This is a genomic window from Ruegeria sp. SAZA006 (assembly GCF_059613465.1).
On record NZ_JBXWSO010000014.1, the window covers coordinates 479,371 to 499,888 of the forward strand.

Sequence of the window (20,518 nt, forward strand, 5' to 3'; positions counted from 1 at the left end):
CTTCTCGACAGGCTAAGGCCACATTTGTACCATCGTCAATCATGAATGACACAAATGTATCAAACGCCGTTCTTGACCGGCTGACCCGTGAATGGGACGCCCTAACGCCCGAGGCGCAGAAGGCCGCCCGCTATGTGCTGGAGAACCCGGCGGATGTGGGCGTTTCGACCGTGCGCGAGATCGCCGAGGCCGCAAACGTGAAACCCAACACCTTCGTCCGCATGGCACGGCAGGTGGGGTTTGAGGGTTACGAGGACTTCCGCGCGCCGTTCCGCGACGCCATCCGCCGTGGCACCGTGTCGTTCCCCGACCGCGCCCGCTGGCTGCAGGAAATCGGCAAATCCGGCGAGTTGGGCGGGCTCTATGCCGATATGGTCGGGGCTGCGATCCGAAATATCGAGGAAACCTTCGCCGGGATCGACGCCATCCGGTTGCAGGCCGCAGCCGAGGCGATCTGGACATCGCGGCAGGTTTTTACGCTGGGCGTCGGCGTCAACAACGCGAACGCGCGTAACTTTACCTACCTCGCCTCGACCGGGATGAAGCAGTTCCACGCCATTCCCCGCCCCGGCTCGACCCCGGTGGACGATCTGGCCTGGGCCGATGAACAGGACGTGCTGATCGCTATAACCTGCCACCCCTACCGGACCGAGGTGATCGAGGCGGTGAAGCTGGCCCGCGAACAGGGCATGACTGTGGTCGGCATTTCCGACAGCCCCGCCAGCCCGGTCGTTCTGAACGCGCAACATGGGTTTGTCGTCGCCGCCGACACGCCCCAGTTCTTTCCGTCATCGGTTTCGACCATCGCGCTGCTGGAGACACTTCTGTCCTTCGTGGTCGCCCTGTCCAGCGATGAAATCGTCGAGCGTGTCGAGCGGTTTCACCGCCGCCGACACCAACTTGGCCTCTATGCGGAGGAGCCTGAATGACCGCACCGCTGACCCGCTCGCTGGAAGCCCGCTATTACACCGACCCGGCGATATTCGAGCAGGAGAAACAGGGCCTTCTGGCCCGCACCTGGCAATTTGCCGGCCATGTGGCGCAGGTGCGCGAGCCGGGCGACTATTTCGCCTTTGAAATCGCAGGCCAAAACCTGTTCTGCATCCGCGGGCGCGACGGCGAAATCCGCACCTTCTACAATGTCTGCCAGCACCGCGCGCATGAGATGGTGACCGGGGCCGGCAACACCCGCGTCGTCGTCTGCCCCTATCACGCATGGACCTATGAACTCACCGGGCACCTGCGCGCCGGGCCCAACATCAAGTCGGTTCCGGGCTTCGACCGCAGCGCGATCTGCCTGACCCCGGTGCGGACCGAGCTTTTCAACGGCTTCATCTTCGTCAACCTCGACGACGATGCAGCGCCAATGGACGACTGGTACCCCGGCGTGCGCGCGGAAATCCGCGCCTTTGTCCCGCAGATCGACGATCTTGAGCCGCTGGAATGGGTCGAGATACCCGAGAACTGCAACTGGAAGGTCAGCATCGAGAACTACTCGGAATGCTATCACTGCCCGACCAATCACCCGACTTTTGCCACCGGCGTGGTCAAACCCGAAACCTATGACATTCGACCCGATGCAGGCGGCGGATACGTCCTGCGCCATACCACCGAGTGTCAGAGCCTCGACAAGATGACCTATCCCATAGACCTGTCGGTGCCCCATGCGGGCGATTACCAGTCGTGGTTTCTGTGGCCGATGTTCTCGTTCCAGTGCTACCCCGGCAATGTGCTGAACACCTATCACTGGCGCGCGCAGGATGCCGATCACTGCACCGTCTGGCGCGGATGGTACACCGAGGGCGGGTCCGAAAGCGCAGTGATCCGCCAACTGGCAGTGCAGGACCGGGAAACCACGGTGGAAGAAGACATCCGGTTGGTTGAAAGCGTGCATCGCGGCCTGAAATCGCGCGGCTATCGCCCCGGCCCGCTGGTGCTGGACCCGGCTTGCGGCGTAATGTCGGAACATTCGATCGCCCGCTTGCAGCAATGGATGCGCGAGGCGGTAGATACAAATGCAAGCGGAGTAGACGATGCCCGACATCTTTGACGAAGACCTGTTCCTGAAAGGACTGGCGCAGCGCAAGGCGACGCTGGGAGACGATTACGTGGAAAAGAACCTGGCCGCGGCGGACGATTTCACCCGCCCGTTTCAAGAGGCCATGACCGCCTGGTGCTGGGGCTTTGGCTGGGGGGACGAGGTGATCGACCCCAAGACCCGTTCGATGATGAACCTGTCGATGATCGGCGCCCTGGGCAAGATGCACGAGTGGGAGATCCACTGTCGCGGAGCTCTGAACAACGGCGTCAGCAAGGAGGAAATCCGGGCGATCATCCATGTCGTCGGCATCTATTGCGGCGTCCCGCAGGCGCTGGAGTGCTTTCGCGTGGCGCGCAAGGTTCTGACCGAGGCCGGTCAGCTTTAGCCGGTTCCTGCCCCGATGATCGAGATCGCCCGCCCCCGTGCGGGTTTTCTCATGTCAGCACAAATACGTTACTGAAATTCGATTTGATGCCCAATCGCGTTACATTTTTCTTGCCGCGAATCGCTTCCGGGCGTATTACCCGACCAAGCGGTCACTTATTGACCCGGACGCAAGACACGAGGTTCTGACGCATGGACGCTTTCATCTGCGACGCACAGCGCACCCCGATCGGACGCTATGGCGGGGCCCTGTCCCAGGTTCGCACCGACGATCTGGCCGCGATCCCGCTGGCTGCGCTGAAAGAGCGGAACCCGCAGGTGGACTGGGCCAGCCTGGATGACGTGATCCTGGGCGATGCCAACCAGGCCGGCGAAAGCAACCGGAACGTGGCGCGCATGGCCGCCCTGCTGGCCGGTTTCCCGGTTCAGGTGCCCGGCACCACGATCAACCGCCTGTGCGCCAGCGGCATGGATGCGGTCGGCATGGCCGCGCGGGCCATCAAGGCGGGGGACTATGACATGGCGATTGCCGGTGGCGTCGAAAGCATGTCGCGCGCGCCCTTCGTAATGCCCAAGGCCACCAGCGCCTTTTCCCGCTCCAATGCCGTTTACGACACCACGATCGGCTGGCGTTTCGTGAACCCGAAGATGCAGCAGATGTACGGCACGGATTCGATGCCGCAGACGGCCGACAACGTGGCCGAGGACTATGACATCAGCCGCGCCGATCAGGATGCCTTTGCCGCGCGCAGCCAGGCCCGCTGGGCGGCCGCGCATCAGGCCGGCGTTTTTGCCGAGGAAATCACCCCCGTCACCATCCCCCAGCGCAAGGGCGACCCGCTGGTGGTAGACACCGACGAACACCCCCGCCCCGGCACCACGGCCGAAAAGCTGGCAGGCCTGAAGGGCGTCAACGGGCCGGACAAGACGGTGACGGCAGGCAATGCCTCGGGCGTCAATGACGGCGCCGCGGCCATTCTGCTGGCCAACGAAGCTGCCGCGCAGAAGAACGGCCTGACCCCGATGGCCCGTGTCGTGGGCATGGCGGTCGCGGGGGTCGAGCCTCGGGTCATGGGAATCGGCCCGGTCCCGGCCACCCGCAAAGTGCTGGCCCGCACGGGGCTGAGCATCGAGCAGATGGATGTGATAGAATTGAACGAGGCCTTCGCGGCCCAGGGTCTGGCCACCCTGCGTGAACTTGGCGTGGCCGATGACGCACCCCATGTGAATCCCAATGGTGGTGCCATCGCCATCGGCCATCCGCTGGGCATGTCCGGCGCGCGGCTGGTCATGACGGCGGCCTATCAGCTGCGCCGCACCGGCGGGCGCTATGCCTTGTGCACCATGTGCGTGGGCGTAGGCCAAGGCGCCGCGCTTATTCTCGAACGCGTGTAAGGGAGGAGACCCGACATGTACGCTCAGATGATCAAGACGGCAGGAACAGGCGTCAAATCCCGCGAGGAAATGACCGAGCAGGAACGCGCCTTTCAGGACAAGATCGACGCCGACATCAAGATCGAGCCCAAGGACTGGATGCCCGACGACTATCGCGCGACGCTGATCCGCCAGATCGGCCAGCACGCCCATTCCGAGATCGTCGGACAGCTGCCCGAAGGCAACTGGATCACCCGCGCGCCCACGCTGGAACGCAAGGCGATCCTGCTGGCCAAGGTGCAGGACGAGGCCGGGCATGGCCTGTACCTGTACTGCGCCGCCGAAACCCTGGGCGTCAGCCGCGACGAACTGACCGAGATGCTGCTGGACGGGCGGATGAAATACAGCTCGATCTTCAACTATCCCACGCTGAACTGGGCCGATATCGGCGCGGTGGGCTGGCTGGTCGACGGGGCGGCGATCATGAACCAGGTGCCGCTGCAGCGCACCTCGTTCGGGCCGTATTCGCGCGCGATGATCCGCATCTGCAAGGAAGAAAGCTTTCACCAGCGCCAGGGCTATGACGCGATCCGCAAGATGGCCGAGGGCACGCCCGAACAGCGCAAGATGGCGCAGGACGCGCTGAACCGGTTCTGGTACCCGTCGCTGATGATGTTCGGCCCGTCCGACAAGGACTCGGTGCATTCGGCCCAGTCGATGGCGTGGAAGATCAAGATCAACACCAATGACGAGCTGCGCCAGAAATTCGTGGATCAGACCGTGCCGCAGGCCGAGTATCTGGGCCTGACCATCCCCGACCCGGACCTGAAATGGAACGAAGAGCGCGGGCATTACGATTTCACTCAGCCCGACTGGTCGGAATTCTTCGACGTGATCAAGGGCAACGGCCCCTGCAACACCGACCGCCTGGCCGCCCGCAACAAGGCCTGGGACGACGGCAAATGGGTGCGTGACGGTCTGCTGGAACATGCCCGCAAGAAACGCGCCCGCAAGGTCGCAGCCGAATAACCCACCCGATAGGAGGACATCTGATGAAAAACGAATGGCCCCTGTGGGAAATCTTCATTCGCGGCCAGCACGGCATGAGCCACCGCCATGTCGGCTCGCTGCACGCGCCCGATGCCGAAATGGCGATCAAGAACGCCCGCGACGTCTATACCCGCCGCAACGAGGGCGTCTCGATCTGGGTGGTCGAGGCCAACAACATCACCGCCAGTTCGCCCAGCGACAAGGGCCCGCTGTACGAGCCCAGCGAGAGCAAGGTCTATCGTCATCCGACCTTTTTCGACATCCCCGAAGAAGTGGGGGCGATGTGATGACCCGCGACGAGGCATTCCTGCAATTCCTGCTGCGGATGGGTGACAACACGCTAGTCCTGGGCCATCGCGTCAGCGAGTGGTGCGGCCACGCGCCGGTTCTGGAGGAGGACATCGCGCTGGCCAACACCGCGCTGGACCTGATCGGCCAGACGCAGATGTGGCTGGGCCTGGCCGGAGAGATTCAGGGCGAAGGCAAGTCCGCCGACGATCTGGCCTTTCTGCGCGACGCCTGGGATTTCCGCAACGTGCTGCTGGTCGAGGTGCCCAACGGTGATTTCGGCCGCACCCTGATGCGCCAGTTCCTGTTTGATGCGTGGCACTCGATCATGCTGGGCCGGCTGATGAAATCGTCCGACGACCGGGTCGCGGCGATTGCCGAGAAGGCCAGCAAAGAGGTCGCCTATCACCTGGAACGGTCCAGCGACACGGTTGTCGGGCTGGGCGACGGCACCGAGGAAAGCCACAGGCGAATGCAAGAGGCGCTGGATTACCTCTGGCCCTATGTGGGCGAGATGTTCGCCAGCGACGAGGTCGATGCCGAGCTGGCCGCCGCGGGCATCGCCCCCGATCCGGCCAGCCTGCGCGAGGAATACGACGTGCTGGTTCAGCGCGTACTGACCGAAGCCACCCTGACCATTCCCGACAGCCGCTTTGCCCACAAGGGCGGCCGCGACGGGCGCATGCATACCGAACATCTGGGCCATCTACTGACCCAGATGCAGTGGCTGCAGCGGGCCTATCCGGGCGCAACCTGGTAAAGGCCGATGAACCGTGCCACCGTAGAGCAGGTCTGGGAATGGCTCGACGCCGTGCCCGACCCCGAGATCCCGGTGATCTCGGTCGTCGATCTGGGCATCGTGCGCGATGTGGCCTGGGAGGGCGACACGCTGAAGGTTGCCGTGACGCCCACCTATTCCGGCTGCCCGGCGACCTCGGTCATCGCGATGGACATCGAAACCGCCCTCCGCGACCACGGCATCGACAAGATCAAGCTGGAGACCCGCATCTCTCCGGCCTGGACGACCGATTGGCTCAGCGACAAGGGCCGCGCGAAGCTTGAGGAATACGGCATCGCACCACCCCAGCCCGCAGGCGGACCGGACCGCTGCCCGCATTGCGGCAGCACGGCGGTGGAAAAGGTCAGCCAGTTCGGCTCGACCCCGTGCAAGGCGCATTGGCGCTGCACCGACTGCCTGGAACCTTTCGACTATTTCAAGTGCATCTGAGGAGGACCGGATGGCACGTTTTCACGATCTGGAAGTCACCGACATCCACAAGACCATCCGCGACGCGGTCGTGGTCACGCTGAAGCCGGTGAACGGCGCGGCCGAGGAATTCGACTTTGTCCAGGGCCAGTACCTGACCTTCCGCCGCGAATTTGACGGGGAAGAGCTGCGCCGATCCTACTCGATCTGCGCGGGCAAGGATGACGGCGTTCTGCAGGTGGGCATCAAACGGGTCGAGGGCGGCGCCTTTTCGACCTGGGCCAACACCGAGCTGAAAGTGGGCGACAGGCTGCAGGCGATGCCGCCGATGGGAGCATTCCACACGCCGCTGGACCCGTCCGCGCACCGGCAGTACCTGGGCTTTGCCGGCGGGTCGGGCATCACGCCTGTGCTGTCGATCCTCAAGACCACGCTGGCACGCGAGCCGAATGCGCGCTTCACGCTGGTCTATGCCAACAAGGGCGTGAACACGATCATGTTCCGCGAAGAGCTGGAAGACCTGAAGAACCAGTACATGGGCCGCCTGAACGTGATCCATATCCTGGAAACCGACGCGCAGGAGATCGATCTGTTCACCGGGTTGGTGACCAGGGAAAAATGCGCCGAACTGTTCCAGCATTGGATCGACGTCGAAAACACCGACACCGCCTTCATCTGTGGCCCCGAGCCGATGATGCTGGGCATTGCCGAGGCGTTGCGAGAACACGGGCTGGACGACAGCCAGATCAAGTTCGAGCTGTTCGCAAGCGCCCAACCGGGCCGCGCCAAGCGCAAGCAGGACGATGCCGCCAGCGCCGCGCAGGCCAATCAGACCCAGGCGCGGGTCACGCTGGACGGCGCCACCCAGACCATCACCATGCCCAAGGACCAGACCATTCTGGACGCGGCGCTGGAAAACGCGATGGACGCCCCCTATGCCTGCAAGGCCGGCGTCTGTTCGACCTGCCGCTGCAAGGTGATTGAAGGCGAGGTCGAGATGGTCGCCAACCACGCACTCGAGGATTACGAGGTCGAAAAAGGCTATGTACTCAGCTGCCAGGCCTACCCGTTGACCGACAATGTCGTCGTCGATTACGACCAGTAAAGGGAGAGGGACCATGGCCGAAGACATGAGCATCGAAAGCTACCTGGCCGCAGGCGGCGTTCTGACCAACCCGACCAACGTGCCACCCCGATACCGGGCCGAGCTGCTGAAGCTGATGGCGACCTTCGTCGACAGCGAACTGGCCGGTGCGGCAGGCTTTGCCGACATCATCAACCAGGGTCCGGGCATCAAGGAACGCATCGCGGCGGCGAAGATCGTTCTGGAAAAGACCGACAATGCCGACCGCGTCCTGAGGATCATGGGCGAGTTCGGCGCGGATACCGACCGCTACGCCACGCATCACCCGTGGACCGCGCGGCTGGACCGTTCCGCCGATATCGGGGCCACGCGCAGCGAACATGACATGCGCCTTGCGGTCTTCAACTATCCGATCGAAGGCTGGACCGATGCGGTGGTGATGAACCTGCTGATGAGCCGGGCCGTGGGCGTGCAACTGGCCGAGTTCGCGCTGGTGTCCTATCAGCCGCTGGCCGAGGCGTTCCGCGCCATCGCCCCCATCGAGGCGCATCATGGTGAATTGGCCTTGGAAGGCGCGGTGAAGCTGTTGGAACAGGGCGCGGCGCCGGCGATGCAGGACTCGGTCAATTACTGGTGGCCCCGCGTGGCAGCAAGTTTCGGCACGGGCAACCCCGAGCGGATGGAAAAGCTGCGCCAGATGGGCCTGCGCCGGGCCTCGGGGGTCGAACTGAAAAACCGCTGGCTGGCCGAGGCCGCCGAGGTCGTCACGCGGCTGGGCCTGCGCACCCCGTGATCACCGCCCGCTGGGGCGGCTGATCAGGCCGTACTTCAAGGCAAGCGATCGCAGACCGCGATGCCGTGGCCGGGCCACCTTGCACGTGCCCGCGCCACGCGCGCCGGCCTTGCGGTTGAATTCATAGACGTCGATGATGCGCTCGGCGCAGCCGCAGGCCTCGCCCATCCCGACCTTGGCGAAATAGAATTTGTCGAACCGCTCCGGTTTTTGCATGGCGCCCTCCGACCGCAAGTAAACGCCGGGACACCCGCAAAAGCCAAATCACATTGCCGGCGGGGCCGGTGCTACAGCGCCTTGACGCCCGACAGGGTCAGGTTGCTGACCAGCGCGGCATAGTCCCGGCGCGCCTGCGCATCGGCACCGGAATTCCACATGTAATACCAGTTCAGCATGCCGAAGACCGACATCGTGGCCGAGCGCAGCTTGGACCTGTTGCCGCGAAACACGTCCGGAGCGACTTCGGCAATGATGGAACTGAGGAAATTCACCATGTCACGCTGATACCCGCGCAACAGGCGCTGCTGATCCTCGGGCAGAGCCGACATGCCGCTGGTCTGGACCCGGTGTTCGTCATCCACGCCCTGATAGGCCAGCAGGATCTCGGCCACCACGCGGTGCAGCTTTTCGGGCGGGCTGAGACCTTCAATCTCAAGCCCGCAGATCAGGTCGCGCAGTTCCCGCAGATAGGTCTCGAGAATGTCGAACAGGATCGCGTCCTTGCTGTCATAGTAGTGATAGATGTTGGCCTTCGAGATCCCGCATTCGCGCGCCAGTTGGGTCATTGAGGCGCGGTCGAAGCCTTCGCGGGCAAAGACCCGCGCCGCCGATTTCAGGATCTGGGCGCGTTTCTGGTCGTGATCTTTTGCAATCGTACGGGCCAAACCTCACTCCTTGTCTCGGTTGTCAACGACGCGCTTGGCCTTGCCCTGGCTGCGCTCGACATCGCCGGGGTCCCCTACAACGATCTCGGTGGAAACGCCAACGATGTCCTTGATCCGCTTGGTCAGCATCCGCGCGGCAGCGGTCTTGCTGAGTTCATCGGCCGCGTCGGGCATTGCCTCGACAAAGACGCGCATCGCGTCCATGCGGCCGGATTTGTACAGCTCGATCTGGTAATGCGCGGCAATGCCGCCGGTGGCCATGACCTGTTCCTCGATCTGGCTGGGGAAGACGTTGACCCCGCGCAGGATGATCATGTCGTCGCTGCGGCCGGTGATCTTTTCCATCCGCCGCATCGAGCGCGCGGTGCCCGGCAGCAGCCGCGTCAGGTCGCGGGTGCGATAGCGGATCATCGGCAGGCCTTCCTTGGTCAGCGTTGTAAAGACCAACTCGCCCATTTCGCCGTCGGGTAGAACCTGGCCGGTCTGCGGGTCAATGATCTCGGGGTAGAAGTGATCCTCCCAGATGACCGGGCCGTCCTTGGTTTCCACGCATTCGTTGGCGACGCCCGGCCCCATGATCTCGGACAGGCCGTAGATGTCGACCGCGTGCATGTCAAAGGCCTGCTCGACCTCTTTGCGCATCGCATCCGTCCAGGGTTCGGCCCCGAACACGCCCACCGACAGCGAGCTTTCGCGCGGGTCCATCCCGACCTTGTGATACTGTTCGAGGATGTTGAGCATGTAGGACGGCGTGACCATGATGCCGTCGGGTTTGAAATCGGTGATCAGGGCCACCTGTTTCTCGGTCTGACCGCCGGACATGGGAACGACCGTGGCGCCCAGACGCTCGATTCCGTAATGTGCGCCCAAGCCGCCGGTGAACAGTCCGTAGCCATAGGCGTTGTGGATCATATCGCCCTTGCGCAGACCGCTGGCGCGTAGGCTGCGGGCCACCAGATCGGCCCAGTTGTCGATGTCGTTCTTTGTATAACCCACCACCGTCGGCTTGCCCGTGGTGCCGGACGAGGCATGCAGGCGGATGATCTGTTCGCGCGGAACGGCGAACAGGCCGAACGGATAGTGGTCGCGCAGATCGTTCTTGTAGGTAAAGGGGAACTTGGCCAGATCGCTCAGCGACTGCAGGTCGTCGGGATGCACCCCGGCCTCGTCGAACCGCTGCTTGTACATCGGCACGTTCTCATAGGCATGGCGCAGCGACCATTTCAGGCGTTCCAACTGCAAGCTGCGGATTTCATCGATCGACGCAATCTCGATCGGGTCAAGATCCGCTTTGTTCGGGGTCAGATCCTTCATGATGTCCTCCTCACCTCAGGTCTCGGGAAACAGGGTGCCGTTGATCGCGCGGGAAAAGCCCCGGAACTCGGCGATCTTGCGGCCGTCCTGGTTGGTCACTGTAACGTCATAGATGCCGCTGCGGCCGGTCAGGCTCTGCTCGGTCGCGCGGGCGGTCAGCCGGTCGCCCAGCCGGCCCGGCGCGACATAGCTGATCACGTTGTGCTGGGCCACTGTCGACTGGTTGCGGCTGTTGCAGGCAAAGGCAAAGGCGCTGTCGGCCAGCATGAAGGTCACGCCGCCATGGCAGATTCCGTGCCCGTTGCAATGGTGCTGCTGCACGGTCAGCGCCAGTGTCGCGGTGCCCTCATCGACCTCGACCAGTTCCATCCCCGCCCATTTCGACGCATGGTCCTGCGCCCACATCGCGGCGGCGGCTTTTTCGGCACGTTCTTTCGGTGTCATGCTCATTTGCCCCGAAACTCCGGGCTGCGCTTTTCCAGAAAGGCTGCGACACCTTCGGCATAGTCAGCGGATTCACCGCAGGTCTTCATGGCGTCGGCCTCGATCTCCAGATGATCGGTCAGGCTGTTGGTCGCGGCGGCCTGAATGGTCTGCTTGGTCAGTCCCAGGCCCAGCGTGGGGCCGTTCGACAGGCGTTCGGCCAGCGCGCGCGCCTCGGTCATCAACTCGGCATCGGGCAGGGCTTTCCAGATCAGGCCCCAGTCTTCAGCCGTTTTCGCCGCCAAGGGCTCGCCGGTCAGCGCCAGCCCCTTGGCACGCGCCTCGCCCAGAAGATGCGGCAGGTGCCAGCTGCCTCCGGTATCGGGGATCAGCCCGACCTTGGCGAAGGACTGGATGAATTTCGCGGACTCGGCGGCCAGCACGATATCGCAGGCCAGCGCCAGATTGGCGCCCGCGCCTGCGGCAACCCCGTTCACCGCACAGATCACCGGAAAGTTCAGCGACCGGATCAACCGCACCAGCGGCGCATAGAAGGTGCGCACCGTGTGGCCCAGATCCGGCGGGCCGTCCATTTTCGACGGGTCGCGATCGGCCAGGTCCTGTCCCGCGCAGAACCCGCGCCCGGCCCCGGTCAGCAGGATCGCCCGCGCGCCCTCATCGCGCGCGCTTTCGATGGCGCGGCGCAGGGCGTGGTGCATTTCCTCGGTGAAACTGTTCAGGCGATCAGGGCGGTTGAGAGTGATTTCCACATAATTTCCACGCCGCTGCGCAAGAATCGTATCGCTCATGGGCCGCTCGCTTTGCATTCGTTTCGATATTCTTCTTGCATTAACCGAACGGTTGGTCAATAAATTTCTCCGACGAAGCGCCGAATCCGGGCTTTCGGCCGGTTGATGGTTACAAAAAGGACCATTAACGCATTTATGACTCATGTTTTGGAGGAGGAAACCAGTCATGAAACTCAACGGGATCAAAACGCTGTTGGCGACGGCTGCCTTGGCAGTGTCGGGCAGCGTGGCATTTGCGGCGGATTACACCCTGACGATTTCCAGCTGGGCGCCGCCCACCCACGGGATCAACGCCAAGATGTGGCCCAAATTCGTCGAGATGGTCGAAGAGGCCACCGACGGCAAGGTGACCGCCGAGCTGAAGCTGGGCATCGCCCCGCCCCCGGCCCAGATGGACCTGATCATGGATGGTGCGGCGGATGCGTCGATCATCTTCCACGGCTATCAGCCGGGCCGCTTCGTGACGACCAAGCTGATCGAGCTGCCGGGCTATGAAGGCTCGGCCGAGGCCGCCTCGGTTGCCTATTGGCGCGCCTATGACAAGTATCTGAAGGCCGCCGACGAACATCGCGGCGTCAAGGTCATCGCCCTGCACACCCACGGCCCGGCCCAGCTGCACACTAGCAGCCCGGTGACCTCGATGGACCAAATCTCGGGCCTCAAGGTGCGGATCCCCGGTGGCGTCGGTGGCGACGTGGGCACCGCGCTGGGTGCGACCGGCATCCAGGTTCCGGCGCCGAAGGTCTATGAGACGCTGGCCTCGAAGGCCGCCGACGGCGTGGTCATGCCCCTCGAATCGCGCAAGGGCTTCAAGCTGACCGAGGTTGCCCCGAACGTCTATGAGATGCCGGGCGGCCTGTATCGCGGGTCGTTTGCCTTCATCATGAACGAAGACACGTTTGCCGACCTGCCGGAAGACATCCAGCAAGCGCTGGAGGAAAACGTGTTCGGCGAGCCGCTGAGCCGCGAAATCGGCAAGATCTGGGACGAGATCGACGCCATCGGCCGGGATGAGACCCAAGCCACCGAAGGCAACGCCATCCAAGAGGCCAGTGCAGAGGACATGGAGAAATTCTCGAAGATCGCCGAGGACGTTCGCGCCAAGGTGATTGCCGAAGTCAACGAAGCCGGCGTCGATGCGCAAGCCGCTTACGACATGATCAAGTCGGAAATGTCCTCGAACTGATCCCTGCTGCGGGGCGGCGCAGGCCGCCCCCACCCAGCCCCATTCGGAGCCACCCGATGACCCCTCTCATCCAGCTTGTACGGCGCGCCAGCGTCCTGCCGGTGATCGTCGCCTGCACGGCCCTGTTCATCCTGATGGTGATGACCTTCTGCGACGTGATCCTGCGATCGGTCTTCAACGCGCCGATCGAGGCCGCCACCGAACTGACGCGCATCCTGATGGCCATTCTGGTGTTCTCGGTGCTGCCCATCATCTCGGTCACCAACGGGCATATCGCCGTGGACCTGACCGACGGTATCTTCAACCGTTTGCGGTTGAGCCATGTGCGCGATGCACTGGTCTACCTGCTAAGCGGCGCCATGCTGTACTGGCCGATCCAGCGCGTCTGGATCCTGGCCGAACGCGCCCGCGACTATGGCGATGTCACTGAATATCTGAGCATTCCCACCTATCTGGTCGGCTGGTTCATCACTGCGTCAGTGGCGATCACCGCCTTGGTGATGATCGCTACCGGACTGCTACACCTGTTTGCCCCCAAAACCCTGACGGAAACCTCCCAATGACCGCTGCACTGATTGGATTTGCCCTTGTCCTGATCCTGGTGTTGATGCGCCTGCCCATCGTCTTTGCCATGGGGCTGGTCGGTACGCTGGGCTTCGCCTATGAACGCGGCGGCTCGATCTTTGACGAGCGCGGGTTGAAGGCCGCTATGTCGATGGTCGGCCGCCAGATCACCGATACCGCGCAGGATTACGGCCTGTCGGTCGTGCCGCTGTTCATCCTGATGGGCTTGTTCGTCAACAAGGGCGGCATGGCGCGCGAGCTTTATGCCGTTTCCAACGCCTTTCTGGGCCATATGCGCGGCGGCATCGCCATGGCCACCGTCGCAGCCTGCGGCGGGTTCTCGGCAATCTGCGGATCGTCGCTGGCCACCGCCGCGACAATGTCCAAAGTCGCGATGCCGCAGATGCGCCGTTATGGGTATTCCGACGAACTGTCGACCGCCTCGATCGCGGCCGGCGGCACGCTGGGCATCCTGATCCCGCCCTCTGTCATCCTGGTCATCTACGGGCTGCTGACCGAAACCTCGATCGGCAAGCTATTCATGGCCGGCATCATCCCCGGCATTCTGGGCATCCTGTTCTACCTTTTTGCGGTGCGCTGGACCGTGTGGCGCAACCCGGAGGCCGGCCCGACCGGTGAACGCGCCAGCTGGGGCGAGCGCATCAGCGCGCTGGGGTCCGTTTGGGCGGTGCTGCTGCTGTTCTTCCTGGTGATCGGCGGGCTGTATGGCGTGTTCGATTTCGAACCACTGAACCTGACCTTTTCGCCGACCGAGGCCGCAGGCATGGGCGCCGCCGGCGCCTTTCTGATCGCGCTGTTCCGCGGCGGGCTGACCGTGGGATCGACCTTTGAGGTGCTGAAGGAAACCTGCTTTACCGCCGCCGCGCTGTTTGCGGTGTTGATCGGCGCGCAGATCTTTTCGAATTTCATCAACCTGGCCGGCCTGCCCGAGGCGCTGATCGCAATGGTCACCGCCTATGACGTGGCACCCTTCGTGGTGATCCTGATGATTCTGGGCATCTACATCATCCTGGGCTGCGTGTTCGAATCCCTGTCGATGCTGCTGCTGACGGTTCCGATCTTCTTCCCGTTGGTGACCTCGCTGGGCTATGACCCGATCTGGTTCGGCATCGTCGTGGTGGTGGTGACCGAGATTTCGCTGATCACCCCGCCGGTGGGCCTGAACGTGTTCATCCTGAAGGGCGTGGTGGGCGACGTCTCGACTGGCACGATCTTTCGCGGCGTGACCCCGTTCTGGGTGGCCGACATCTTCCGCCTGGCGCTGATCGTCCTAGTTCCCGTCATCGTTCTGTACCTGCCGCAACAGATGGGCGCGCTGGGTCACTGAGCTCGTTTCGCCGCGCAAGGCGGCCCCAATACAGGAGCATCTCATGTCTCTGAAACAGATTTCCAGTTTCGCCGCGGGCCAGTGGGTTGCGCCCGGAGCCGGGGCCCGCACCATCGCCTCGGCCATCACCGGAGAGCCCTTTGCCACCGCCGGCAACGACGCGCTGGACGTGCAGGCGATGCTGGCCCATGCCCGCGACATGGGCGGGCCGGCCCTGCGTCGGCTGACCTTTCATGAACGCGCCAAGATGCTCAAGGCGCTGGCGCAGGCGCTGTCGGAACGCAAACAGGCGCTCTATGACCTCAGCTTTGAAACCGGCGCCACGCAGAAGGATCACCTGATCGACATCGACGGCGGCATCGGCACCATGTTCGTCTTTGCCTCGAAAGGGCGGCGCGAGATGCCCGACGGCCATGTCTTTCTGGATGGCGATGTCGAGCAGCTGTCGCGGAATGGCACCTTCCTGGGCCAGCATGTCTGCACCCCGCTGCAGGGCGTGGCCGTGCATATCAACGCCTTCAACTTCCCGGTCTGGGGCATGCTGGAGAAACTGGCCCCCACCCTGCTGGCCGGGGTTCCGGCGATCGTCAAGCCGGCCACCAACAGCTGCTATGTCACCGAGCTGGCCGTGCGGATCATTCTGGACAGCGGCATCCTGCCCGACGGTGCACTGCAGCTGGTCTCGGGCGGGCTGGGCGACATGCTGGATCACTTGACCTGTCAGGACGTGGTCAGCTTTACCGGATCGGCCGACACCGCAATGAAGCTGCGGCAGAACCCGGTGATCGTGACCAACTCGGTGCGGTTCGTGGCCGAGCAAGACAGCCTGAACGCCTCGATCCTTGGCCCCGACGCGGCACCCGGCACGCCCGAATTCGACCTGTTCGTCAAGGAAGTCGTGCGCGAGATGACGACGAAGGCCGGGCAGAAATGCACCGCCATCCGCCGCATCATCGCCCCCGAGGCGCAGGTCGAGCCGCTGATCGCCGCGATCTCGGCCAAGCTGGCGCAGACCACGATCGGCGATCCGCGGCTGGAATCCACGCGCATGGGCGCGCTGGTCTCAAACGGGCAGAAGGCCGACGTTCTGGCTAAGGCCAGCCTCATCGGGCAGGAGGCCGAACGCGTGTTCGGCGACCCGGATGCCTTCGAGGTGATCGGCGCCGATGCCGATAAGGGCGCCTTCGTGCCGCCGATGCTGTTCCACTGCGCCGATCCCGACGCCGCCCGGCACGTGCATGACACCGAGGCGTTCGGCCCGGTCTCGACCATCATGGGCTACCGCGATCTGGACCACGCCATCGCGCTGGCCAATCGCGGCCAGGGGTCTCTGGTCACCTCGCTGATCACCCATGACCCCGAGGTCGCGCGCCAGGTGGTGATGGGCGCTGCCGCTTTCAACGGGCGGATCTATATCAACGACCGCGACTCGATGCAGGAATCCACCGGCCATGGCTCGCCCCTGCCGCACATGGTTCATGGCGGCCCCGGCCGCGCCGGCGGCGGTGAAGAGATGGGCGGCGTGCGCGGCGTGAAGCACTACATGCAGCGCACGGCCCTGCAGGGCTCGCCCCGGATGCTGGCGACGATCGGCCGGAAATGGATCCCCGGCGCGCCCGAGATCCAAGGCCCCGCGCACCCCTTCACCCGCAAATTCACGGAACTGCAGATCGGCGAGACGCTATACACGGCGACCCGGACCATCACGCTGGACGACATCGAACATTTCGCCCATTTCACCGGCGACACATTCTATGCCCACATGGACGAGGACGCGGCGGCCAGAAACCCGTTCTTTCCGGGCCGGGTGGCGCATGGCTATCTTCTGCTGAGTTTTGCCGCCGGTCTGTTCGTCGAGCCGAACGAAGGGCCGGTGCTGGCCAATACCGGGCTGGACGGTCTGCGCTTCATGAAGCCGGTGGTGGCCGGCGACAGCATCAAGGTCCGCCTGACGGTCAAGCAAAAGACCCGCCGCACCGACGACTACGGCGAGGTGCGCTGGCATGTGACCCTGACCAATCAGGATGACGAGAAGGTCGCCGAATACGAACTGCTGACCATGAACGCCTACTGAGCGCACGGCAAAGTGTTTTTCTTGCACCGCCGGGCCGGATAGACTGGGCGCATGAGCAACGCGCATCCGTGGTTCACCCAGGCCGTGGCCGAACTGGCCGACCCGCAGAATCAGCGGGTCTGGTCGATCATCGTGTCGCTGTTCGGCGACATGGCGCAGGAGCGCGGCGCCAAGATATCGGGCGGGGCGCTGGGGCGCATCATCGAACCGATGGGCATCAAGCCCGAGGCGATCCGCGTTGCCCTGCACCGTCTGCGCAAGGATGGCTGGATCGAAAGCGACCGGGTCGGGCGCGTATCGATGCATTTCCTGACCGAATATGGCCGCACGCAATCGGCCCGTGTCACCCCGCGCATTTATGCGCGTGACCCTGCGCCGGATACGCCGCTGCACCTGCTGATCGCCGAGGATGGCACCGGCACCCGGCTGCTGGAAGACATCCTGCTCAGCCACGATTACACGCCGATCGGCCGCAACGCTGCGTTGGGACCGGGGGCACCACCCGTGGACCAGGACGAACTGCTGGTCCTTGAGGTCACCGCCCGCTCGGTTCCGCGATGGGTGCATGAAAAGCTGTTTCCGCCCGAATTGCGCGCGGCTTGCCGGTCCCTGCACGAGGCCGTGCGCCACGTGACCCAGAGTCGCCCGGGCAGTTGGGAGCCCACGCCCTGTCAGATCGCGACACTGCGCACGTTGATCGTGCATCGGTGGCGGCGCGTCGTTCTGCGTCTGCCCGACCTGCCCGACAGTTTCTGCCCGCCGGACTGGACCGGCCCGGCCTGTCGCGCGCAGGTGTTCCGCCTGCTGGACCAACTGCCGCGCCCCCTGCCCGAGGATCTGAACCAAGACTGACCCCACGGCAGGTTTTCCTGAAACGCAGTTTGACCCTATCCTGACCTTGTACCTTTGGGAGGAGGTGCAGGCATGACCCACGACACTGACATGCTGATCGTAGGAGCCGGGTTCTCGGGGCTGATCATGGCGATCGAAGCCCGCAAACGCGGCATCCACAACATCGCGATCCTTGAAAAAGCCGACGACATCGGCGGCACATGGCGAGAGAACACCTATCCCGGCGTGGCCTGCGATGTGCCCTCGCACCTGTATTCGATGGCCACCCATCCGAACCCGGACTGGACCCGAGCCTATGCAGGCGGGGCCGAAATCTGGGACTACATGCGCCGCGTTGCAAGTGACGAAAGGCTGTACGATCTGTGCCATTTCCACACCGAACTGAAGTCGGCCCGCTGGGACGGCACCCATTGGCAGGTCGAGACGACCGACGGCGCGCGATGGACGGCACGGTTCCTGGTGTCGGCCATCGGCGCCCTGCACATCCCCAGCGTTCCCGAGATCCCGGGAGCGGCGGGCTTTCCGGGTCCGGCATTCCACTCGGCCCAATGGGACCATACGGTGCCGCTGCAGGGCAAACGCATAGCAGTTGTCGGCACCGGCGCGTCCGCCGTTCAGTTCGTGCCGGAAATCGTCAAATCCGCCGCCCATGTCACCATCTTCCAACGCAGCGCGCCTTACGTTCTGCCGCGTCCCGACGGGCCGATTGCGCCCTGGGTCCGGCACCTCTATCGCCGCATTCCGCTGCTGCCGCGCATCCGCAGGCAGTTCATCTACTGGCTGTTCGAATTCCGCCACCGCGTATTTCGCGGCGAAAAACGCGCGGTCGACTTTGCCATGAAGATGTGGCGCAAAGGGCTGGAGGAGGCCATATCCGACCCCGGGATGCGCCGCATTCTGACACCGGACTACCGGATCGGCTGCAAGCGCGTCCTCAGCTCGAACGACTGGTACCCGGCACTGGCCCGCGACAATGTCAGCGTGATCCCGCATGGGGTCGAGCGGATCGAAGGATCCGAGATCATCGCGACCGATGGCAGTCGGACGGCGGCCGACATTCTGATCTGGGGCACAGGATTTCATGTGACGGACGCGGTCCAAAGGCTGGATATCCGCGGCGCGAACGGACTGAGCCTGCAAGACGCCTGGGCCGACGGCATGCAGGCCAATCTGGGCACCGCCATTGCCGGGTTTCCCAACTTTTTCATCCTGCTGGGTCCGCATACCGGGCTGGGTCACAATTCGGTCGTTCTGATGATCGAAGCGCAAGTTGCCCATATCGGAAGGGTGCTGGAGGCGATGCGGCGCGCGGGTCTGCCCGCGATTGTTCCAAACGCTGACCGGCAGGCCGACTTCACCCGCGAAATGCAGGAGCGTCATACCGACAGTGTGTGGCAGGCTGGCGGATGCACTTCGTGGTATCAAGACGCACAGGGGCGCAATACGACGCTGTGGCCCGGCACCGTTTCGGAATTCCGCAAACGTCTGGCGAAGGCCGGGCTCGAGCATTACCATCCCGTTGATCCCGCCCAGACCAAAGGACCGCCGACATGACCACCCTGCTGACCATTGCGCTGATCATCGGCGTCGCGTTGATCCTGATGCATCTGTGGACCCGGCGCCTGACGCGGATGGGAGTCCAATCCGTGCCTCAGCCCGGGCAGATCCTGCCGGTGAACGGCGGTACGATCCATTATGTCGAACAGGGCGATCCAGAGAAGCCGACGGTGGTGATGATCCACGGGCTGACCGGCCAGTTGCAGCACTTCACCTATGCCATGACCGACCTTCTGGCCGACGACTTTCACGTCATCGCGGTTGACCGGCCTGGGTGCGGGTATTCAACCCGCGACCTCGCGCGGCTGGCCACCTTGCCGGAACAGGCACGGATGATCCGCGAATTCCTCGAAGCCAAGGGCGTATCGCAGGCCATTCTGGTCGGACACTCGCTTGGGGGCGCGGTGTCGCTCGCCATGGCGCTGGACAATCCTGAACGGGTTCGGGCACTGGCCTTGCTGGCTCCGCTGACGCATCGGGTACCCAGCACACCCGCCATCTTCAAGGCGTTGGAGATCCGGACCGAATGGCTGCGCAGCCTGATCGCCAACACGATCGCTGTTCCCCTGGCGAAAACCACGGCGCCGCATGTGATCGGCGAGGCGTTCGCCCCTGAACCGGCCCCGAGTGATTTCCTGAACCGCGCCGGTGGCGCCTTGGGGCTGCGCCCGTCAGCCTATATCACCGGATCGCAGGATCTGGCGGGCGTGGACGCCAGCATCGATGCCCAATCCCAACGCTACCACGAACTGAAGGTAGGGGGCGGCATCCTGTACGGGGCCGAAGATCCGATCCTGTCACCCAGCCAGCAAGGCGCACCGATGGTGGAATACGGGCTGAGCTTTGAACAGCTCGAGAACCGCGGCCACATGATCCCTCTGACCGCGCCCGAGGCCTGCGCAGAGTTCGTCCGCCGCGTGGCCAACGCTTCGCAATCGCCGTCGAAACCCGCCAACACGGCCGGATGAAGAATCCCGCAATTTCGTGGCATTTCCCTCTTGACCCTCTTCGGCCCCTCCCTTAAATCGCCTCTCACCGTGGCGGAGTAGCTCAGTTGGTTAGAGCAGCGGAATCATAATCCGCGTGTCGGGGGTTCAAGTCCCTCCTCCGCTACCACTTCCTTGAAATCCTCGAGTTTGGCCTTTGGCCGCGTCCGCTTGGCCAGTCGCGGTTATCATCGACTGCCGCTTATGCCCTCATGCCACCCGTCTGCATCAAGCGGTTTGGCCAAACGGCCTGTTCCCCTCTCCAATTGTCGACCCCGCAGGTTTGACTTTGGATCGCCG

22 protein-coding genes and 1 tRNA gene are annotated in these 20,518 nt (G+C 63.7%); 18 read left to right on the forward strand and 5 right to left on the reverse strand.

The genetic code is table 11. The features are described from left to right. Positions 1-41: 41 nt before the first annotated feature. From AC2FNZ_RS14485 to AC2FNZ_RS14530, 10 genes are all read left to right on the forward strand, one after another. Positions 42-929, forward strand: coding sequence for a MurR/RpiR family transcriptional regulator (locus AC2FNZ_RS14485; RefSeq protein ID WP_496841056.1), 888 nt, complete (start codon positions 42-44; stop codon positions 927-929). Further along, positions 926-2,050 carry an aromatic ring-hydroxylating oxygenase subunit alpha gene (locus AC2FNZ_RS14490; protein WP_496841057.1) on the forward strand — a complete coding sequence of 375 codons (1,125 nt, stop codon included), beginning with the start codon at positions 926-928 and terminating at the stop codon, positions 2,048-2,050. Before AC2FNZ_RS14485 ends, AC2FNZ_RS14490 begins: the two co-directional genes overlap by 4 nt. Next, complete coding sequence (locus AC2FNZ_RS14495; protein ID WP_093964517.1) at positions 2,034-2,426, forward strand: carboxymuconolactone decarboxylase family protein; 393 nt, start codon at positions 2,034-2,036, stop codon at positions 2,424-2,426. Before AC2FNZ_RS14490 ends, AC2FNZ_RS14495 begins: the two co-directional genes overlap by 17 nt. Before the next feature lie 191 nt (positions 2,427-2,617). After that, complete coding sequence (gene pcaF / locus AC2FNZ_RS14500) at positions 2,618-3,820, forward strand: 3-oxoadipyl-CoA thiolase (protein WP_496841058.1); 1,203 nt, start codon at positions 2,618-2,620, stop codon at positions 3,818-3,820. 15 nt (positions 3,821-3,835) lie between these two features. Continuing rightward, complete coding sequence (paaA, locus tag AC2FNZ_RS14505; protein WP_170340298.1) at positions 3,836-4,828, forward strand: 1,2-phenylacetyl-CoA epoxidase subunit PaaA; 993 nt, start codon at positions 3,836-3,838, stop codon at positions 4,826-4,828. 23 nt (positions 4,829-4,851) lie between these two features. Beyond that, positions 4,852-5,136 (forward strand): 1,2-phenylacetyl-CoA epoxidase subunit PaaB, encoded by a 285-nt coding sequence (gene paaB / locus AC2FNZ_RS14510; RefSeq protein ID WP_005978248.1) that lies wholly within the window; start codon positions 4,852-4,854, stop codon positions 5,134-5,136. Beyond that, positions 5,136-5,897, forward strand: coding sequence for a 1,2-phenylacetyl-CoA epoxidase subunit PaaC (gene paaC / locus AC2FNZ_RS14515; RefSeq protein WP_496841059.1), 762 nt, complete (start codon positions 5,136-5,138; stop codon positions 5,895-5,897). Before paaB ends, paaC begins: the two co-directional genes overlap by 1 nt. A gap of 6 nt (positions 5,898-5,903) precedes the next feature. After that, positions 5,904-6,365: a 1,2-phenylacetyl-CoA epoxidase subunit PaaD gene (gene paaD / locus AC2FNZ_RS14520; RefSeq protein ID WP_170440437.1), complete on the forward strand. Its 462-nt coding sequence runs from the start codon at positions 5,904-5,906 to the stop codon at positions 6,363-6,365. A 10-nt stretch (positions 6,366-6,375) separates the two neighbouring features. Next, complete coding sequence (locus AC2FNZ_RS14525) at positions 6,376-7,449, forward strand: 2Fe-2S iron-sulfur cluster-binding protein (protein ID WP_496841060.1); 1,074 nt, start codon at positions 6,376-6,378, stop codon at positions 7,447-7,449. 13 nt (positions 7,450-7,462) lie between these two features. Beyond that, the gene (locus AC2FNZ_RS14530) at positions 7,463-8,221 is read left to right on the forward strand and encodes a Phenylacetic acid catabolic protein (protein ID WP_496841061.1); all 759 of its coding nucleotides are present in this window, start codon (positions 7,463-7,465) and stop codon (positions 8,219-8,221) included. On the opposite strand, the gene AC2FNZ_RS14535 is transcribed toward AC2FNZ_RS14530, so the two are convergent. The 5 genes from AC2FNZ_RS14535 to paaG all read right to left on the reverse strand — a co-directional run bounded on the left by AC2FNZ_RS14535 (position 8,222) and on the right by paaG (position 11,651). Next, positions 8,222-8,437, reverse strand: a complete 216-nt coding sequence (locus tag AC2FNZ_RS14535) for a hypothetical protein (protein ID WP_093965007.1) — start codon at positions 8,435-8,437, stop codon at positions 8,222-8,224. A 71-nt stretch (positions 8,438-8,508) separates the two neighbouring features. Further along, positions 8,509-9,105, reverse strand: coding sequence for a TetR/AcrR family transcriptional regulator (locus tag AC2FNZ_RS14540; RefSeq protein WP_170339736.1), 597 nt, complete (start codon positions 9,103-9,105; stop codon positions 8,509-8,511). Positions 9,106-9,108: 3 nt separating this feature from the next. Continuing rightward, positions 9,109-10,419, reverse strand: a complete 1,311-nt coding sequence (gene paaK / locus AC2FNZ_RS14545) for a phenylacetate--CoA ligase PaaK (RefSeq protein WP_496841062.1) — start codon at positions 10,417-10,419, stop codon at positions 9,109-9,111. A 15-nt stretch (positions 10,420-10,434) separates the two neighbouring features. Then, complete coding sequence (paaI, locus tag AC2FNZ_RS14550) at positions 10,435-10,863, reverse strand: hydroxyphenylacetyl-CoA thioesterase PaaI (RefSeq protein ID WP_170599076.1); 429 nt, start codon at positions 10,861-10,863, stop codon at positions 10,435-10,437. Between the two features lie 2 nt (positions 10,864-10,865). Continuing rightward, positions 10,866-11,651, reverse strand: a complete 786-nt coding sequence (gene paaG, locus AC2FNZ_RS14555) for a 2-(1,2-epoxy-1,2-dihydrophenyl)acetyl-CoA isomerase PaaG (RefSeq protein WP_496841063.1) — start codon at positions 11,649-11,651, stop codon at positions 10,866-10,868. Positions 11,652-11,817: 166 nt separating this feature from the next. Here paaG and AC2FNZ_RS14560 point away from each other — a divergent pair, with 166 nt between their 5' ends. The 8 genes from AC2FNZ_RS14560 (at position 11,818) to AC2FNZ_RS14595 (ending at position 20,348) form a co-directional block, all read left to right on the forward strand. Then, a complete protein-coding gene (locus AC2FNZ_RS14560) occupies positions 11,818-12,837 on the forward strand; it encodes a TRAP transporter substrate-binding protein (RefSeq protein ID WP_093964507.1) in 1,020 nt (339 codons plus the stop codon). Positions 12,838-12,893: 56 nt separating this feature from the next. Next, positions 12,894-13,400 carry a TRAP transporter small permease gene (locus AC2FNZ_RS14565; protein WP_093964506.1) on the forward strand — a complete coding sequence of 169 codons (507 nt, stop codon included), beginning with the start codon at positions 12,894-12,896 and terminating at the stop codon, positions 13,398-13,400. Continuing rightward, positions 13,397-14,749 carry a TRAP transporter large permease gene (locus AC2FNZ_RS14570; protein WP_496841064.1) on the forward strand — a complete coding sequence of 451 codons (1,353 nt, stop codon included), beginning with the start codon at positions 13,397-13,399 and terminating at the stop codon, positions 14,747-14,749. The genes AC2FNZ_RS14565 and AC2FNZ_RS14570 overlap by 4 nt, the downstream gene beginning before the upstream one ends. A gap of 43 nt (positions 14,750-14,792) precedes the next feature. Then, entirely contained in the window at positions 14,793-16,823 is a 2,031-nt protein-coding gene (gene paaZ / locus AC2FNZ_RS14575) for a phenylacetic acid degradation bifunctional protein PaaZ (RefSeq protein WP_496841065.1), read from the forward strand. Between the two features lie 51 nt (positions 16,824-16,874). Continuing rightward, positions 16,875-17,675, forward strand: coding sequence for a PaaX family transcriptional regulator C-terminal domain-containing protein (locus AC2FNZ_RS14580; RefSeq protein ID WP_496841066.1), 801 nt, complete (start codon positions 16,875-16,877; stop codon positions 17,673-17,675). 72 nt (positions 17,676-17,747) lie between these two features. Then, positions 17,748-19,229 carry a flavin-containing monooxygenase gene (locus AC2FNZ_RS14585; RefSeq protein ID WP_496841067.1) on the forward strand — a complete coding sequence of 494 codons (1,482 nt, stop codon included), beginning with the start codon at positions 17,748-17,750 and terminating at the stop codon, positions 19,227-19,229. Continuing rightward, positions 19,226-20,200, forward strand: coding sequence for an alpha/beta fold hydrolase (locus AC2FNZ_RS14590; RefSeq protein ID WP_170581924.1), 975 nt, complete (start codon positions 19,226-19,228; stop codon positions 20,198-20,200). Before AC2FNZ_RS14585 ends, AC2FNZ_RS14590 begins: the two co-directional genes overlap by 4 nt. A gap of 71 nt (positions 20,201-20,271) precedes the next feature. Next, a tRNA-Met gene (locus AC2FNZ_RS14595) sits at positions 20,272-20,348 on the forward strand. Positions 20,349-20,518 lie beyond the last annotated feature (170 nt).

What these genes read in the sequence shown, in the direction of transcription:
- AC2FNZ_RS14485 (WP_496841056.1), top strand. Translation starts at nt 42, where the DNA reads ATGAATGACACAAATGTATCAAACGCCGTTCTTGACCGGCTGACCCGT.
- AC2FNZ_RS14490 (WP_496841057.1), top strand. Translation starts at nt 926, where the DNA reads ATGACCGCACCGCTGACCCGCTCGCTGGAAGCCCGCTATTACACCGAC.
- AC2FNZ_RS14495 (WP_093964517.1), top strand. Translation starts at nt 2,034, where the DNA reads ATGCCCGACATCTTTGACGAAGACCTGTTCCTGAAAGGACTGGCGCAG.
- pcaF (WP_496841058.1), top strand. Translation starts at nt 2,618, where the DNA reads ATGGACGCTTTCATCTGCGACGCACAGCGCACCCCGATCGGACGCTAT.
- paaA (WP_170340298.1), top strand. Translation starts at nt 3,836, where the DNA reads ATGTACGCTCAGATGATCAAGACGGCAGGAACAGGCGTCAAATCCCGC.
- paaB (WP_005978248.1), top strand. Translation starts at nt 4,852, where the DNA reads ATGAAAAACGAATGGCCCCTGTGGGAAATCTTCATTCGCGGCCAGCAC.
- paaC (WP_496841059.1), top strand. Translation starts at nt 5,136, where the DNA reads ATGACCCGCGACGAGGCATTCCTGCAATTCCTGCTGCGGATGGGTGAC.
- paaD (WP_170440437.1), top strand. Translation starts at nt 5,904, where the DNA reads ATGAACCGTGCCACCGTAGAGCAGGTCTGGGAATGGCTCGACGCCGTG.
- AC2FNZ_RS14525 (WP_496841060.1), top strand. Translation starts at nt 6,376, where the DNA reads ATGGCACGTTTTCACGATCTGGAAGTCACCGACATCCACAAGACCATC.
- AC2FNZ_RS14530 (WP_496841061.1), top strand. Translation starts at nt 7,463, where the DNA reads ATGGCCGAAGACATGAGCATCGAAAGCTACCTGGCCGCAGGCGGCGTT.
- AC2FNZ_RS14535 (WP_093965007.1), bottom strand. Translation starts at nt 8,437, where the DNA reads ATGCAAAAACCGGAGCGGTTCGACAAATTCTATTTCGCCAAGGTCGGG.
- paaK (WP_496841062.1), bottom strand. Translation starts at nt 10,419, where the DNA reads ATGAAGGATCTGACCCCGAACAAAGCGGATCTTGACCCGATCGAGATT.
- paaI (WP_170599076.1), bottom strand. Translation starts at nt 10,863, where the DNA reads ATGACACCGAAAGAACGTGCCGAAAAAGCCGCCGCCGCGATGTGGGCG.
- paaG (WP_496841063.1), bottom strand. Translation starts at nt 11,651, where the DNA reads ATGAGCGATACGATTCTTGCGCAGCGGCGTGGAAATTATGTGGAAATC.
- AC2FNZ_RS14560 (WP_093964507.1), top strand. Translation starts at nt 11,818, where the DNA reads ATGAAACTCAACGGGATCAAAACGCTGTTGGCGACGGCTGCCTTGGCA.
- AC2FNZ_RS14565 (WP_093964506.1), top strand. Translation starts at nt 12,894, where the DNA reads ATGACCCCTCTCATCCAGCTTGTACGGCGCGCCAGCGTCCTGCCGGTG.
- AC2FNZ_RS14570 (WP_496841064.1), top strand. Translation starts at nt 13,397, where the DNA reads ATGACCGCTGCACTGATTGGATTTGCCCTTGTCCTGATCCTGGTGTTG.
- paaZ (WP_496841065.1), top strand. Translation starts at nt 14,793, where the DNA reads ATGTCTCTGAAACAGATTTCCAGTTTCGCCGCGGGCCAGTGGGTTGCG.
- AC2FNZ_RS14580 (WP_496841066.1), top strand. Translation starts at nt 16,875, where the DNA reads ATGAGCAACGCGCATCCGTGGTTCACCCAGGCCGTGGCCGAACTGGCC.
- AC2FNZ_RS14585 (WP_496841067.1), top strand. Translation starts at nt 17,748, where the DNA reads ATGACCCACGACACTGACATGCTGATCGTAGGAGCCGGGTTCTCGGGG.
- AC2FNZ_RS14590 (WP_170581924.1), top strand. Translation starts at nt 19,226, where the DNA reads ATGACCACCCTGCTGACCATTGCGCTGATCATCGGCGTCGCGTTGATC.